Origin of the sequence: Tamlana sp. 2_MG-2023, assembly GCF_030548465.1 — a bacterium.
GTDB lineage: Bacteria > Bacteroidota > Bacteroidia > Flavobacteriales > Flavobacteriaceae > Pseudotamlana.
Map to the genome: position 1 here is coordinate 1 of NZ_JAUOSF010000009.1, position 16,902 is coordinate 16,902.

Consider the following 16,902-nt stretch of genomic DNA (forward strand, 5'->3'; position numbering starts at 1 on the left):
TTAGCTCGTTTCCTTGCTAAGCGGGTGCAAATGTAAAACCCTTTTTCTTAACTCACAATGTTTTTTTGATATTTTTTAAAAGTTTTTTTGAACTTTATTTCTAATCTCAAAACCTAATCATGAACTTAATTTTGCCTCAACAGCTGTGCCGTTTTTAGCGGCTGCAAACATACAACCTTTATTTAATATCACAATGTTTTTTTTGATTATTTTTTTAAAGTTTTTTAACCCTAATTTAATACCATAAAACTGTTAATGAACTACCGCTACAACTGCTATGCCTTTGTTAGCGGGGTGCAAATATACAACTGTTTCTTCCTATACAACAAACTTTTTATTGCCTTTTTTTGATTATTTTTTTTGATTCGTTTTAACTTGCAGTAAATGTGTTATTTATGCCTTGAAAAAGTTTTGTCTTTTTATTAGATTTTAGGGTTACTATAAACCCTACTGTATTTATCCTTTATAATAGTGATGGTTTATGCTGGAAAATGTTGGTTTGGATGTTTCTGTTTTGGTTGGGTTTTGTGGAAATATGATCAAAAAGGCCTAAAATTATCTTTTACATGACTCAAAAAAGACTTTACACTGGGGTAACAATAACCAAAACATGTCTGATTCAGATTAATTGGGTGCTTCTTTTTGTGTTGAAGGTATGCTTTTTCCACGAAATCTTCTAAAAACTTTAAAAGTGATTGAACCTATATCTCCTTTATATATGTATACATTATATGTAACGCTAATTATTCCGCCGAAAGGCTAATTACTTTTATTATGAAATGCTTCTCGACGCGCGAAGACCGTTTTGATGCTGCTCTCGTTAATTACATACCATTATATATGAAGTCATAAACACTTCCGCCGAAAGGCATATAAAATAAGAAACAATAGCTATAGGAAAAAGTTCCAAACTACACCAAAACGCACTATAAAATCACGATATGGATTATTTGGCGCCGAATAGTAATTATACCCTGTAAACGAGGAATTGAAATGTTCGGCCTTTAGATATAAACGCGTTTGACGAATTTTAGCATTTACAAAATAATCTAGTCTTGGGAAGTTACCATATTCTCTATCATTCTGAACATAAAATTCTGCTAGCACAGGATTGTAAGCGTTCATATAATACTTCGTGAAATAATTAAATGTCACCCCTGTTTGTAAAAACAAGGCTTTGTTAAACATATGACTAGAAAAATACAAGGTGTTTCGTGTATTAAACTCTGGAACATTTAAAACTTGATTGGCGTCGTCAACATTCTGGTATTCTATCGTGTTGTTCAATGCGAATTTCCCTAAACGAAACTCTTTATCTAATCGAACGCGCAAATAGGTTATGGTCTCGTTATTTTGAAATGGTGATACCTGACCCGAAACTTGATCTTCTTTGAAATAAACATAATTATCAATAGTAGAAAAATCGACCGAAATATTTGCCCACTTATCCGATTTTAGTTTAAACGCCAATTGCTGGGTTTCTTGATTACTAAAATCGTTCTGCCAGTTATAATCTAAATAATTACTCTGATATAATAAGGTATTAAAATTAGGCGCTTTGGAACTGTGGTTTATCGAAGCAATAGCCTCAATATCATTGTTCAGTTTAAAGGACGCCTCTGCCTTTATATAATTTCCATCAAAATCGCCCGCAATATTTGCGCCTATATCACCAACCAAGTCAAATCCTTTATATTGCTTATGATACTTGCCTCCTACCGCAACTACATCACCTTTAAGTCTATTGGCTATCGTTTCTCCATTGACCAACACTAATTGATCATAACCATAATTATAATAAGAGTCATTAACATTTAATTGTAAATCCCCTATTATATTGTTACTATAATTTAGCTGTAACTCATTATACAGCGTTTTTAGTGTTACTTTATCTGAAAGGTTACTGGCATTAAATGAACTCCCAAAGAAAGTCGTGTTTGCTGTTGTCTGTTCATATTGGTAATATTTACTTTCGGCAGTTATGATATGATTTATGGTTAATTTGTTCTTTGCAAGAGAATCGTTCTGCTTGATTATTTTATAATGGTGATCTAAATGATAACGCTTACCTACAACAATGTTTTGAGCATCTTCAAAACCAACTTCTAAAATGGAGCGGTCTAAAAATTCTGGATTTCCAGATTCAAAATTAAGCACACTATCTTCATCTAAACCTCCATTCTCTTGATTCATCAAATCTTGAGTTACCCAATGTCCGCGTGCATGATAACGGTCATTTTTAGTCGCATAACTCAGTGTGAATCTAAAATTTCCTGTACTCGTTAAAAGGTGTTGATATTTCCCTAAGGAACGTAAGCCCTTATAAGCGATAGAAAAGTTTAATCTAGGAGACATATTTGCCGTAAAAAAAGCATCAACCAACTGTCCTTGTTCGAATGCTGTCCTGTAAAACAACTCTGTTAGCGGCGTAGGCACACGGTAATAGTTAATATCTTCAACCTCCATGTAGTTAAAATGTCTAGCACGCGCACCAAATAGAGGCATTAACCGTGTGTTTTCAAAGTTATAGGTTAGGCTGTTGTAAGTTTGTCCTAAGTTTGAAAACGGAATTAACCCAAAATTATCCTTTCTTAAGTAATTGAATTTATAATCTTTTTGAATGCTTAATGTCGTATCTACAAAAGTCGTATCATTACGGTATGATATAATTTGATACTCATCAATATCCCCCTTTAACCTCACTTTTTTATTACCATCCGCAGCTCCAGGGTGTTCAGGCTCTCTAATAGAATCTTGACTTGGCGTAGCCAAACGTTCGTCAGGGTTTTCTTGAGCGCCAATAATATTCGCAAATAAAAGAAATACGGAAACTAAAAATATAGTATTAAGTTGTGGCTTCCTTTTATTAGTATTCCCTTTCAATGTTACTATCATATTAAACTTATAGGTAAATAACAACGTTTATGCTGTATCGCTCGAACAATTTTTTCTAGAAGCAAAAGTAATTATTTGAACGTAAAGTGCGTGAAATTATTTCAAATAATGAATAGCAGGCCAATTTCAGTCTATGATACCTTGCAAACCTATTAGATGATGTCATTACATATCATAACAAACACTCCTCAAGTATATGTGATTAAACTGCAATTATAAAGTTGCATACTCATAAAGCAGAAATATTTTAGATTAATCAATATTTTAGCGGCATGTTATTAAAAAATCATTCCGGTTTAATTTTAGAATGTGGCACCGATGAAGCTGGTCGTGGTTGTTTGGCGGGTCCCGTAACAGCAGCTGCAGTCATACTTCCTGAAAAATTTAAAAACACGATTTTAAACGATTCGAAGCAAATTAGCGAAAAGAAGCGCATGCTCTTAAAGCCTATTATTGAAGAACAGGCCTTATGTTTTGGTGTTTCGCACGTTTATCAAGAGGAAATTGACACCATAAATATACTGAATGCTTCAATTCTTGCCATGCATAAATCTATTGCGCAACTATCTACGATTCCAGAATATATTATTGTAGATGGTAATAAGTTTAAAGACTACCCAAACATACCGCATGAAACCATAATAAAAGGTGATGGCAAATATTTAAGCATTGCAGCGGCATCGGTTCTAGCGAAGACCTATCGTGATTTATACATGGAGAAAATACATGAAGAATTCCCGATGTATAATTGGAAAAAAAACAAAGGCTACCCCACAAAAGAACATCGCGCTGCGATTAAAGAATTCGGAATTACAAAATATCATCGGAAAACGTTCAGATTATTACCAGAACAGTTAAAGTTAACGCTATAAGGTTTTAAATGAATTAAAAAATATAGTAGGTTTGTAGAAACAATTGCAACCCATGAGATTTTTTTGCATCCCACTACTACTTATATTTTTAATTAGTTGTACCGATGTGAACACTAAACGTTCTGAACTTTTAGATTTCGCACCAAATAACACGTCCATTATTATAAAAACGTCACGAATTGACGGGGTTAAAAGTGGCATAACAAATAACGACTTTCTTAAGCAACTTTCTAAAACAAGTGCTTATAAAGGTTTAGAAAGTAAATTAGAAAACCTCACTTATTTTAAACCTACTTCCGACTTTTTAATCTGTCTTTCGGAAGATGAAAACGACAGTTTGCAATATTCAGTCATTACCAAGTTTGAAAAATCTTTATTTGAAACCGACTCCATTCCTAATTACATTGAAGAATCTCTGATTTACAAAAAGAAAACCATCATTAAATCGACTATTGATGACGCAACATTTTATAGTGCCGTTATAGATAGTACATTTTTTGCTTCTTCATCGAAAGCATTGGTTGAAGCTGTTTTTGAAAATGCGCCAAAAGACCCCGAATTAAAAAAAATATACAATACCACGGGAAGCGACAAAGCTTTTTCAGTGGTTGTGAAACCTGAAAACCCTTTTCTAAAGTCATTTTTTATTCAAGATTCGATTCCTTTAAACGATTTCTCGGAATATCTAGCGCTTGATATCGAATTGAACCAAAATAGTATTCAATTTAATGGCATCTCTAAAGCCAATGACTCAACAAAAAGTTTGATTAATGCCTTTAAAGGCACTGTCCCTCAAGAAAACCAGATTCAGCATATTACCCCTTCCAATAGTGATGGTTTTTTAAGTATGACCTTTGATAATTTTAAAACTTTTGAAGCTAACATTCGTCAATTTCAACAAAAAGATTCTTTAACTAATGAAACCACTTTATTTAATGATGTCATTGAAGTTGGTGTAATTTACGAAGATGATAATCGTGCAATCGTCTTAAATTCGTTAGATGTTATCGCCACCAACGATGCACTTCTTGGCGAACAATCTATAAACGACAATTACCGCGAGGTTGATATCTACGATTTTAGCCAGCCAGATTTGTTTCAACAGAAATTTGCTCCACTAATTTCCTTCAACAAGGCAACAAATTACTGTGTCTTGGATCAGTTTTTTGTGTTTTCAGATGATAAAGACATGCTTCAAAACATCATCTCGAATTACCAAAATAAAACAACTTTAGCCGAAAAAGACCTCTACAAAAACACGAAAGCAGTAATTAGTGATGCCGCATCATTACTTCAATTTAATAATGCTTCTACATTAAAACTTATTTTAGATAGAAATCTTGGATCTTCGGAAGATTTCGACGTGTCCAATTATAATGCTTCTGCTATTCAATATATATACGACACTAATTTTGCCCATGTAAATGGTGTGATTCTAAAAAATAAAACAAAAGCTTACGAGAATTCCATTTCAGAAGAACTAAATATTAAATTAGATAATCCCCTTTTAAACAATCCGCAGTTTGTTAAAAACCATATTTCGAAACAGCAAGAAATCGTGGTTCAAGATGTTAGCAACAACTTATACTTAATTTCTAATAAGGGAAAAATACTTTGGAAAAAGCAACTTCAAGGTCCTGTTTTAGGCCGTATTGAACAAATTGACATGTATAAAAATGGCAGATTGCAATTGGTCTTTGCAACGCCAAACCGTGTTTATGTTTTAGATAGAAATGGCAAGGATGTTAAGCCCTTCGCATTAAAATTCAACGATAAAATTACCCAACCGCTAGCTGTTTTCGATTATGATAATAGAAAGAACTACCGTTTGCTAGTCACTCAGGGTAAAAATCTACTGATGTACGATGCAAGAGGAAAATCTATAAATGGTTTTACCTTTAAATCGGCTAATAATTCCATTATTTGTAAACCAGAGCATTTTAGAATTTCAGGAAAAGATTATATCGTTTTTAAAACACAAAACAAACTCTATATTTTAAACCGAACTGGAAATATAAGAGTCAAAACAAAAGCGTTTAATAGTTTTTCTGAAACACCTGTTTTCGAATACAATAACAATTTCACAACGACAACAGAGACTGGTGATTTAATTTCGGTTGATACTCGAGGTGGTGTTTCCATTAAAAATTTAAACCTGACTAAAAATCACAATTTAGAAACGACAAGTAAAACTTTAGTCGCTCAAACGGAAAACAAACTACTTATAAAGGACAAGACTACCGAATTAGATTTCGGACAATATTCTAAACCTGGACTGTTTTATATAAACGACAAAATCTATGTATCGACTACAGATTTACACGCAAACAAAGTGTATTTGTTCGATAGCCAGTCTGAATTACTACCAAACTTTCCAGTGTACGGTAACGGCCCCATAGAACTCCAACAAATCGACAAAGACAATAGGTTAGAGTTTGTTACAAAAGGTGATGCGAACTCTATTATCTTGTATCAGATAAATTAGATGGTTATTATTGAGGAAACACAGCTCGATTTGTGAAGTTTGCCAATTTAAGGTAAACTTGGTGAAATTCGTAACCACAAGTTTTGGCGTCCTTTTTTAACACCAAAGTCAACATAATTTAATACTATTGCATACCAAATAACACGCAGATGATTTCTAGAAAAAACGCTTCCATTTCTCAATTTATAATTCATAAAGTTGGAAATAAATTCAACGACACTAAAAATGCTTTTTCAGATAAAACCGTTGATTTTGACGAAGCCAGTTACGAACTCATGTTGCCGTTTTTACTAAGACCTTTTGGAAGTGTTGTACAGAGTTACCGCTTTAATCACCATTCTAACATTTCATTAAATGAAATAAACAGTTATGCGGCGCAATTATTTAATGATGAAGAAGCCTTTGTTGATGTTTCAAAACACATTGTTACGCATTTATTTGAACAATCTAACTCGTCTCAAATAAAAACCGGAGATGTTTTAGTCGTGATGTTTGAAGGCATAGAATACCAAGATATGACTACCAACGCGGTTGGCATCTTTAAAATTGAAAGCAAAGTGAATTTCTTTCAAACCTATTTAGAAGACAATAGTTATGATGTGTTGGTTCAAAAAGGGATTAGTTCAAAAAAAGTAGATAAAGGTTGCTTAATTTTAAATCAAAGTGATACTGAAGGCAATATTATTTTAAGTGTAGACAACAACAGTTATGATGCCCAGTATTGGATTAATCATTTTCTGAATATCAAATACGCCGATGATGCCAATAACCACACGCAGCAATATATTGAACTCTGTAAAGAGTTTTCAACAGAAATTATACAAACCAGTTACGGCGCTAAAGAAAAAAACACCTTCTTAGCCAAAACCATAGATTTTTTCAAGGAAAATGAAATTGTTAATGTAGAACGGTTTAAAGAAGAACTTTTCGAAGAAGATAAACACAAGCAGCAGTTTGATGATTACAAGAAGGAATTTGAAGGTGCCCAAAACCTCGTGATTAGAAATCAGTTTGATGTTGCAGAATCTGTTGTTACGAAAGAGAAGCGTAAAATAAAAACTGACATTAAGCTTGATACCAATATTCAAATTAAACTAGATATTGACGCGCCTGATGCTTCTGCTGAATATTTAGAACGTGGTTATGACGACGAGAAAAAAATGCATTACTATAAAGTATTTTTCAACGCTGAAGATTAAATAATATATACCATTTACTCCAATCAAAAAGCCATCTAAAAATAAATTCAGATGGCTTTTTTTGGTTTAGTTGATAAAGTGTGGTGCTATTTAAACGCCTCCTTTTAAAACGTCTTGCCAATTCTTTAACTCTTGCCATTCTCCTAGATGAGCTAAGTTAGCCTGAGCAGGCCAAGTTCTTGTCATTCCTCTGTGGGTTGTATATGCAGGACCTGCATCTACAAGCATGGTTTCAAGAAAATCAATAGGCGTATTAGAAAGCTGCTGATAACTTATAATGCCTTTATTATTAAGTAAGCCTTCAATTTTAGGCCCTATACCTTCAATTTTCGTTAAATCTTGTTTAACATAGGTTACTTTTTCTTCGCTACCGCCACATCCAAAAATAGACTTTAAAAGCCAACCTAATAGGAAACCTAATATAAAGGCCGCTAAAAGCCATAAAAGCCAAGGCCAAAAGACATCAGATCCGTCGCAAGCAGTAGTACTTATTTGTAATAATCTCATAATTATATTTTTTTTTGGTTAATTGTTATTTGGTAATGTGTATTTCTACACGTCTGTTAAGTTTTTTATTTTCATTAGAATCATTTGGTTTTAAAGGCATGGTTTCGCCTTTAGATTCTACCGTGATTTTATCCTCGGCAACACCTAAACCTATGAGATGTGATTTGTACTCATTAGCACGTTTAAAACCTAGATCTTCATTGTATTCTGCCGCTCCATCGCTATCGGTATGTCCTACTAATAAGATATGATCTCCAGAATCTTTAAGAAATGTTGCTAATTCTTTAAAATAAGCCAAGACACTTTCACTAGAAACTTCCTCGGTTGAATCGTATTTATAAAATACCATTGTGGTGCCAAAATTCTCCATGATATCGTCATTTCGAGTCACCCATTTATATTTAAGCTCATGAAGCATTTTAACTTTAGTCACTTCACAATCGCTAGCCGCTCTAGAATCAATTTCAACGTCTTCTGCTGATAATTCAGTAAATAAAGCTTTTACTTTTTCTGCCCGATCAAGTCCTGCCTGCTCTGTTTCTCCTGTAAAATAAGGGCCTACTAATAGTAATTTTTTACCTTCTACTTTAGCATCAAGAATTTCTTGTTTTTTCTCAGACCATAATTCATTTGTAATAACTTCGCCAGTAGCGCAGTCAAAAATTAACGGACCATATTCAACAACTGGTTCAGGTTCCGCACAACATACTACGGTATCTTTATACCAGCCCCAGCTAAACCAAGCCAAGAGTAGAAAAAGAATAAATAGTAATAAAGCTAGTGTTTTTTTCATATTTGTGGTTTTTAGTATCGCTTTTAAATGTACGAAAAAAAGGATAACATATAAATTTTTACCTTCAAAAAACGACGACTGGTAAACCAATTTCACTTATTTTACGCGCTTTGTAATCAACTTCATACCATCAAACTACGCTTGAAATGAATATTTTTTTAACTTCCTTCTAACATTTGTTAAAATATAAAACTCCTAAAATTCACTAAATTTGCTGGGTGAAAAAAATCTCACTTTAAGCGGACTCTAATTTTCACATTTAAAAAAATATTCGATGGAAAATAATACAACGCAATTAGTAGACAACACCGCAAATCCAGCTCCTCTTGGATTATTAGGCTTCGGAATGACAACGGTACTATTAAATTTGCACAATGCTGGTCTTTTTGAACTAGATTCAATCATTTTAGGGATGGGGATATTTTATGGAGGTATGGCTCAAGTGATAGCAGGTATCATGGAATGGAAAAAAGGAAACACCTTTGCTACAACTGCATTTACATCCTATGGTTTTTTCTGGCTTAGCTTTGCTGCGTTAGTCATGTTGCCTAAAACAGGACTTACTTCAGCTCCCGAAAATACTTCTTTGGTTTCTTATTTAGTTATGTGGGGAATTTTCACAGGAGCCTTATTTATTGGAACCTTTAAGATTAGCCGTGCACTACAATTTGTGTTTGGCTCTTTAACACTACTTTTCTTTTTATTAGCACTTGGCGATTACACACACAGTGTTTCTATTGGTCACTTTGCTGGGTACGTTGGTATTTTTTGTGGTTTCTCTGCCATTTATACGGGGGTAGCACAAGTAATTAATGAGCTGTACAAAAAGGTTATACTCCCAATTGGCCCAGTTAATTAGTTTAAAACTATTATTATTTAAATAAAAGAACCATTTTTGAATTATTTTGAAAATGGTTTTTTCTTTTATAACACCAAACACCTATGAAAATTGACAGGTTTGTTTTAGCAATAATAGCAACGATCATATTGGCTTATTTTTTTCCGCAGTGGGGAAGCGCGTCAAGTCCTGTTCCTCTAGATTTAATTGGTACTACTGGTGTTTCCTTAATATTCTTCTTTTACGGATTAAAACTGAGTCCGGATAAAATTAAATCAGGCTTAAATAATTGGAAACTTCACGTCGTCGTTCAAACTTCTACATTTTTACTTTTCCCTTTAATTGTTCTTGCGGCTAAACCTTTTATTTCAACTGAAGAAGGCGAAAGTTTCTGGCTCTCCTTTCTTTTTCTCGCGGCTTTACCCTCTACCGTTTCTTCATCGGTGGTTATGGTGTCTATCGCTAAAGGAAATGTTCCTGCTGCTATTTTTAACGCTAGTATTTCAGGGCTTATCGGAATTGTGATCACACCACTATGGATGGAGCTTTTTATTCCGAAAAACACTACCGATTTTGATTTAACGACCATTTACAGCAGTCTTATTATCACGATAATTCTTCCTGTTGCCTTGGGCATCCTTTTACAGCGCTTCGGAAGAAATTTTACGTCAAAATATAAAAACCAATTAACCACTTTTGATAAATTAGTTATCCTTTTAATTATCTACAAAAGTTTTGCGCACTCCTTTGAAGATCATATTTTCAGTGCTATAAACTTTGTTGACCTATTAATCATTGCTGCATTTCTTATTCTCCTGTTTTATAGTGTTTATTTAATTGTAGGTTTTGTTGCGAAAGCACTGAATTTCTCCAGGGAAGATCAAATTACTGCTCAATTCTGCGGCACGAAAAAATCGCTAGTTCACGGAACTGTTTTCTCCGAAATATTATTTCCTGCTACTTTTCCTGTGGGTTTAATTCTGTTACCATTGATGCTCTTTCACGCCATGCAAATCTTTATTATTAGTATTGTAGCTGCTAGGTTGGAGAGAGGTGTTGATGAGTAAATTTAGGAGTTAAGGAGTTGGAGTAGTTAAGTAGTTAAGGAGTTGAAGTAGTTAAAATTAGTAGTTAAGAAGTTAAGTAGTTAAAGACTAGATCGGGAATTGAGGAGACTTAGAGTTTAAAGAAAATGTTAGATTACTAGGGTTTCTGCTAAATGTATTCGGCTTCAAAAAGGGCTTTAAAATGTTTTAATAGCTTTTCTTTCACCTGGGCTTCATCTACATGTTTTTTAGCTAATTCTACATTTAAAGAGGTTACAGCTTTTCCACGGATTCCACAGGGAATGATATTATCAAAATACCCTAAATCGGCATTTACATTTAATGCAAAACCATGCATAGTTACCCAACGACTGGCGCGAACGCCCATAGCACAAATTTTTCTGGCAAACGGTGTGCCAACATCCAACCAAACACCTGTTTCTCCAGGGCTTCTTTCAGATTTGAGTCCGTATTCGGCTAAAGTGAGAATAATCATTTCTTCAAGCAAGCGCAAGTATTTATGAATGTCTGTAAAGAAATTTTCTAAATCTAAAATGGGATAGCCTACTATTTGTCCGGGGCCATGGTACGTAATATCTCCGCCTCTATTAATTTTATAAAAAGTCGCTCCTTTTGCGGTAAGTTGTTGTTCATCCAACAGTAAATTAGACATATCGCCACTTTTCCCTAAAGTATAAACGTGTGGATGCTCTACAAATAACAAGTAGTTAGGAGTAGCAAGAGTTGTTTCTTCTCTTCTATTTTTAATTTTAAGATTTACAATGCTCTTAAACACCGTTTCCTGGTAATCCCAGGTCGCTTTATAGTCCTTTTGCCCTAATTCTTGTATTTCTACTCTTTTATTCACTGGCTTTTTTATCGTTGTGACACCTATTACTACAAAGGTCTCTCACATTTTTATATAAAAATAACTTGCTCTTAACAACAAGAGGTTTAAATCTCCTTATTTTTTTGCAAATATAATTATTAAATAACAATAAAGATAGATAGCTAGACCGTAGCTCGGTTAAAAACACCCTATTAAAAAAAAGAAGGACGACATATAATTATTACCTTTATTGTAAATAAAATATTAATTACCATGAATATGACTTTAAAAACACTTAGTACCTCCCTCCTTTTTTTCGGAATTTTAATGAACTCCGATCTATCAAGCGCTCAAGATTGTAGCGATTATTTTCCTTTTGATCAAGGGACGAAATATGAAATTTCGCATTACGACAAGAAAAACAAATTACAGTCTACTGATAATTATGAAGTTGTTGCTAACTCAGGAAACCAAGCAACAGTTCATACCGTAATGAGGAATGCTAAAGGAGAGGAAACGATAAACGCTAAATACGATATGGTTTGCGATGCCGACAAAGTATCTATAGATTTCAACAAATTAATGAGTGAAAAAATGACATCAGAAATGGCTGGAAAGGATATTGATGTGGATATCGATGGAACCATGATGGTGATACCTAACAACTTAAAAGTTGGACAAACACTTCCTGACAACATATTAAACTTAAAGGTATCTTCTTCTGCGATGAACATGAATTTTAAAATTAAAGTTTACAACCGTAAAGTGGTAGGTGAAGAAAAAATAACGATTCCGGCTGGAACTTTTGATTGTATGGTTATTGAACATGATTCTGAAATTAACATGTTAATCACAAAACACACCAAATCAAAACAGTGGATAGCAAAAGGAGCTGGTATTGTAAAACAAGAAACTTATAGTAAAAAAGGTAAGCTGGAGAGCAAACAAGAAATGACTTCTTTCTCGAAATAATCTTTTTTCATAACACACAAAAAGGAGGCTGTACAAAAAGTATTATAGTACGTCATTCTGAATTTATTTAACTTCGTTGAATCTTCGATTTCAGAATCGCATCATACTGATAACCAATCATTATGAGAACCTGAATCAAGTTCAGATTGACGAAAACTTTACTTTTTAGACAGCCTCTTTTTTTATGCCTTTAGTTGGCGTATTTCGGATTGTTTAGAATCACCAAAGCAGCAATAACCCCTGGCACCCAGCCGCAAAGCCACAGTAAAAATACAATTAATACCGAGCCACAACCTTTACCTATAACGGCTAATGGCGGACAAATAATAGATAATAATACTCTCCAGAATGACATTTTTATTGACTTTTAACTTTTGACTGTTGACTGTTGACTGTTGGCCTTTGACTGTTGACTGTTGACTTTTGACTGTTGACTTTTGGAAAATTGTTTAACCGTGTAACCGACGTAAGAATGATTGAATTTTTAATTTTTCATTTTTAACTTTTCATTATTAATTATTAATTTTTCACTTCAGTATCCTGTCTCCAAAAAGTAAGACGCAAACAAACCTAAAATGTTACAAAACATTTACAGATCCTTAAGTTTTTCCGCGTTAGGGATAGCAGTGGAAATCCTTTTTGAGAGGTACGAACAAAAAGATTGCAACGGATAGCCCGACCCTTGTGGTAACGCCCTAAAAATTCGTAAATCATTAGTTAAAAAAAGGAAATCAATTGATTATCTTTGCTTCTTAAAAATTTTCACACCGTATTTAGAGTATGTCACAATTATCTGAACAAGAGCTTGTAAGAAGAGAAAAGCTAACGAAGCTACGCGAATTAGGGATTAATCCTTATCCTGCTGATTTATATCATGTAAACCACACGTCTAGAGATGTCAAGAACGACTTTGAAGAAGGCAAACAGGTTGTAATCGCTGGGCGATTAATGATGATAAAGGTGCAGGGCAAGGCGAGTTTCGCACAATTACAAGATTCGGAAGGTAAAATTCAAGTCTATTTTAATAGAGACGAAATTTGCCCAGGGGAAGACAAGGTTAAATACAACGAGGTTTTTAAAAAGCTTTTAGATTTTGGCGATTTTGTTGGCATTGAAGGTGAATTATTCACAACTAAGGTTGGTGAAAAATCGGTTAGAGTTAAAGACTTTACCCTTTTAAGTAAGGCTTTAAAACCATTACCATTACCAAAAGAAAAAGATGGCGTTGTTTTCGATGCTTTTACAGATCCAGAACACCGTTATAGACAACGTTATGCTGATTTAGTAGTAAATCCGCATGTGAAAGACGTTTTTATAAAACGTACCAAGTTGTTTAATGCGATGCGTTCATTTTTTAATAACTCTGGTTATTTTGAAGTTGAAACACCTGTTTTACAACCTATTCCTGGTGGCGCTGCGGCACGTCCGTTTGTAACACACCACAACAGTTTAGACATTCCTTTATACATGCGAATTGCCAATGAGTTGTATTTAAAAAGACTTATTGTTGGTGGTTTTGATGGGGTTTACGAGTTTTCTAAAAACTTTAGAAACGAGGGTATGGACCGTACACATAATCCAGAATTCACAGCCATGGAAATTTATGTAGCCTATAAAGACTACAACTGGATGATGGATTTCTGTGAGCGCTTATTAGAATACTGTGCTATGGTTGTAAACGAATCGACTAAAGCAAAATTTGGCGAACACGAGATAGACTTTAAAGCGCCGTACGCTAGAGTAACAATGGCCGATTCTATTAAAGAATTTACAGGTTTTGATATTACTGGTAAAACAGAAGATGAAATTAGACAAGCTGCCAAAGACCTAGGTGTTGAAGTTGATGAAACGATGGGGAAAGGTAAATTGATTGATGAAATATTTGGCGAAAAATGTGAGGGGAATTACATCCAACCTACGTTCATTACCGATTATCCAAAGGAAATGAGCCCGCTGTGTAAAGAACACAGAGACAACCCTGAATTAACCGAGCGTTTTGAACTTATGGTTTGCGGTAAAGAAATAGCGAATGCTTATTCTGAATTAAACGACCCAATAGATCAACGTGAGCGTTTTGAGCACCAATTAAAACTGGCTGCTAAGGGTGATGATGAAGCTACCGAGTTTATCGATCATGATTTCTTACGTGCTTTAGAATACGGGATGCCTCCTACATCTGGAATGGGTATTGGAATGGATCGATTAATTATGTTTTTAACAAACAATCAATCGATTCAAGAAGTATTATTCTTCCCGCAAATGCGCCCAGAGAAAAAAGCGGTTCCATTAAGTGAAGAAGGAAAAGCCGTTTTAGACCTTTTAAAGAAGGCTGAAAAATTAGCTTTAACAGACTTAAAAGCACAATCTGGTTTATCTAATAAAAAATGGGATAAAACGATTAAAGAATTAACGAAACACAATCTGGCTAAAGTTGAAAAAACTGACGACGGTTTGTTTGTAGAACTGGTGTAAAGCCACTTTGAAACGACATATTATTGCATAAAAAAAGCCGGTAACCAGCCGGCTTTTCGTTTTTAACAAACTAACTAAACTAAACATAATTTTAAAACCAAAATATTTTGAATTCGAAAGTCATTTTAGGAGGTACTTTCGAAAGTACTTGTTTTAACTAATTACACTACAAAGAGAGTGATTTTCTTCGTTATAGTTAAACAATTTAGAATTGTTTAACAGCATTACATCTAAACTTTACAATTCCCTTAAGATTACGCAATCCAAATGTTAATTTTTTAAGGAAAATTATTTTAATTCCTTATCGACTGCTTCAGCAAATTGAGCAAAAGACATTAATAACTTTCTTCTAGAAGCAGGATATCAAAACCTGAATCAATCTCAACCTGCCCGTTTTTCACTATGGATTCTACTCCAGAATAAGCATCTCTAATTTTTGTGCCTTCCTTAAAAACTTCTGAAACAGAAACAGACTTAAGCCCTTTATCTAGGTTTAAACCAACAACAGCGACATCTTTAAAGTTATTCTTATTATAGCTTCGAGAAAACACGTAAGGTAGCTTAGATATCATTTGATGGCGCCCTGCTCCAATAGCAGGATGCTTTACTCGAAATTGACCTAATTTTTGCCAATGTTTTAAAACCAACTGTGTTTCTGGATTCGAATTAATAGCCTCCCAGTTCATAAACGAACGTAAATTGGCGTCTCCAACAGCACCTTCGACATGTAGTATTCTTGCTGATTCATCACCGTAATATATTTGAGCAGCACCTTGAGACAATAATAATTTGGTAGCTGTCTCATAAGGTTTTTTACGCATGGGATCGAATGGTTGTCCGTCGTCATGAGAACTCAAATAATTTAAAACACTATAGTCTTTTAAGTTGCCATGAAGGATACGGTCATATTTTGAAAACATACTTTCCAAATCCAATTGCTGTGCATTCCACTTAAATTCAAAATTGATTAATTGATTGAACGCCTTATCAAAATAATTTACTTTTTTATCTCCAAAATCGAAAGCTTTCTCGTGGCTTATGGCATAATTATAAACTTCCCCAACTAGGTAAAAATCATTATCGTCTAAAACCTTTTCAGGGTTATTTGATTTAAACTCGGTAAAAGCAGCATTGACTACTTCTCTAAACTCTTGCCACACATAAGGCTCGGTATGTTTTACAGTATCGACGCGGTAACCATCAATTCCGAATTCGGTAATATAATCGGAAAGCCATTTCATGATATAAAACCGCGGTGCTCTTGGGTATTTTGTACGATCAAAGAAAGCATCTAATTCTGCGATTTCTTGTTCGTAACGGCCTTCTGCTTTCCATTTTTCAACCAATTGTTTTGGAAGCTCTACAGGCTCATTACTTTCCGTTTTTATATCTGGTAGATTTTCCACCAAAGTACAATGTACGGTATGGTTATAATTTTTATAGTCGCAAGCAGACCCAGTTCTTACCCAATCGTCTGGCCATACGGGGTCTTTTTCGGTTACAGGTCCTGTGTGATTTATAACAGCATCTAATACAATACGAATTCCTTTGCTGTGAGCAAGTTCAACCAGTTTTTTCAAGTCTTCTTTTGTCCCGAAGTTAGGATCTAGGTTGGTCCAATCTTTAGTCCAATAACCATGAAAGCCATAAGATACGCCAGTACCTTCATCGGTACCGCCATGAATTTGTTCAACAATTGGTGTCATCCAAATGGCATTAACACCTAAATCCGTGAAGTAACCAGACGCTACTTTTTCAATCACACCTTTAAGGTCTCCTCCTTCAAACCCTCTTAAAACGCCAGCTTCATCAGTTCTGTTGAAATTAATATCATTGGAAGTATCGGCGTTATTGAACCTATCGGTTAACATAAAATAAACAGTAGCTGCATCCCATGAAAATGGGGTATCAATAACTTCCTTAGCAGTTGATTCTGATTTGTTTTGACATCCCATAAACACTACACTTAAAACAATTATTAACTTCCTCATGAT

General features: G+C 34.2%; 13 protein-coding genes. 7 read left to right on the forward strand and 6 right to left on the reverse strand.

The window, feature by feature from the left end; translation table 11 throughout:
• Positions 1–891 precede the first annotated feature (891 nt).
• Positions 892–2,895, reverse strand: a complete 2,004-nt coding sequence (locus Q4566_RS14090) for a putative porin (protein WP_303422436.1) — start codon at positions 2,893–2,895, stop codon at positions 892–894.
• A 272-nt stretch (positions 2,896–3,167) separates the two neighbouring features.
• Here Q4566_RS14090 and Q4566_RS14095 point away from each other — a divergent pair, with 272 nt between their 5' ends.
• The 3 genes from Q4566_RS14095 to Q4566_RS14105 all read left to right on the forward strand — a co-directional run bounded on the left by Q4566_RS14095 (position 3,168) and on the right by Q4566_RS14105 (position 7,451).
• Complete coding sequence (locus Q4566_RS14095; protein WP_303422439.1) at positions 3,168–3,767, forward strand: ribonuclease HII; 600 nt, start codon at positions 3,168–3,170, stop codon at positions 3,765–3,767.
• Positions 3,768–3,819: 52 nt separating this feature from the next.
• The gene (locus Q4566_RS14100) at positions 3,820–6,252 is read left to right on the forward strand and encodes a ribonuclease HII (RefSeq protein ID WP_303422442.1); all 2,433 of its coding nucleotides are present in this window, start codon (positions 3,820–3,822) and stop codon (positions 6,250–6,252) included.
• 149 nt (positions 6,253–6,401) lie between these two features.
• On the forward strand, positions 6,402–7,451 hold the full coding sequence (locus Q4566_RS14105; RefSeq protein ID WP_303422445.1) for a nucleoid-associated protein: 1,050 nt from the start codon (positions 6,402–6,404) through the stop codon (positions 7,449–7,451).
• A gap of 90 nt (positions 7,452–7,541) precedes the next feature.
• Here Q4566_RS14105 and Q4566_RS14110 read toward each other — a convergent pair whose 3' ends face one another.
• Both Q4566_RS14110 and Q4566_RS14115 read right to left on the reverse strand, forming a co-directional pair.
• Positions 7,542–7,958 carry a hypothetical protein gene (locus tag Q4566_RS14110; RefSeq protein ID WP_303422448.1) on the reverse strand — a complete coding sequence of 139 codons (417 nt, stop codon included), beginning with the start codon at positions 7,956–7,958 and terminating at the stop codon, positions 7,542–7,544.
• Positions 7,959–7,983: 25 nt separating this feature from the next.
• Positions 7,984–8,751 carry an OmpA family protein gene (locus tag Q4566_RS14115; RefSeq protein WP_303422451.1) on the reverse strand — a complete coding sequence of 256 codons (768 nt, stop codon included), beginning with the start codon at positions 8,749–8,751 and terminating at the stop codon, positions 7,984–7,986.
• A gap of 274 nt (positions 8,752–9,025) precedes the next feature.
• Between Q4566_RS14115 and Q4566_RS14120 the strand changes: the two genes are divergently transcribed.
• Together Q4566_RS14120 and Q4566_RS14125 are read left to right on the forward strand one after the other, a co-directional pair.
• A complete protein-coding gene (locus Q4566_RS14120) occupies positions 9,026–9,610 on the forward strand; it encodes an acetate uptake transporter (protein ID WP_303422455.1) in 585 nt (194 codons plus the stop codon).
• 83 nt (positions 9,611–9,693) lie between these two features.
• Complete coding sequence (locus Q4566_RS14125) at positions 9,694–10,656, forward strand: bile acid:sodium symporter family protein (protein WP_303422458.1); 963 nt, start codon at positions 9,694–9,696, stop codon at positions 10,654–10,656.
• A 148-nt stretch (positions 10,657–10,804) separates the two neighbouring features.
• On the opposite strand, the gene lipB is transcribed toward Q4566_RS14125, so the two are convergent.
• Positions 10,805–11,503, reverse strand: coding sequence for a lipoyl(octanoyl) transferase LipB (lipB, locus tag Q4566_RS14130; RefSeq protein ID WP_303422460.1), 699 nt, complete (start codon positions 11,501–11,503; stop codon positions 10,805–10,807).
• Positions 11,504–11,737: 234 nt separating this feature from the next.
• Here lipB and Q4566_RS14135 point away from each other — a divergent pair, with 234 nt between their 5' ends.
• Entirely contained in the window at positions 11,738–12,436 is a 699-nt protein-coding gene (locus Q4566_RS14135; RefSeq protein ID WP_303422464.1) for a hypothetical protein, read from the forward strand.
• Between the two features lie 190 nt (positions 12,437–12,626).
• Here the strand turns inward: Q4566_RS14135 and Q4566_RS14140 are convergent, their stop codons facing one another.
• Positions 12,627–12,791 (reverse strand): YqaE/Pmp3 family membrane protein, encoded by a 165-nt coding sequence (locus Q4566_RS14140; RefSeq protein ID WP_082935990.1) that lies wholly within the window; start codon positions 12,789–12,791, stop codon positions 12,627–12,629.
• Between the two features lie 425 nt (positions 12,792–13,216).
• Here Q4566_RS14140 and lysS point away from each other — a divergent pair, with 425 nt between their 5' ends.
• Positions 13,217–14,908 carry a lysine--tRNA ligase gene (gene lysS, locus Q4566_RS14145; RefSeq protein ID WP_303422470.1) on the forward strand — a complete coding sequence of 564 codons (1,692 nt, stop codon included), beginning with the start codon at positions 13,217–13,219 and terminating at the stop codon, positions 14,906–14,908.
• A gap of 335 nt (positions 14,909–15,243) precedes the next feature.
• Here the strand turns inward: lysS and Q4566_RS14150 are convergent, their stop codons facing one another.
• On the reverse strand, positions 15,244–16,899 hold the full coding sequence (locus tag Q4566_RS14150; protein ID WP_303422472.1) for an alpha-amylase family glycosyl hydrolase: 1,656 nt from the start codon (positions 16,897–16,899) through the stop codon (positions 15,244–15,246).
• Positions 16,900–16,902: the final 3 nt, after the last annotated feature.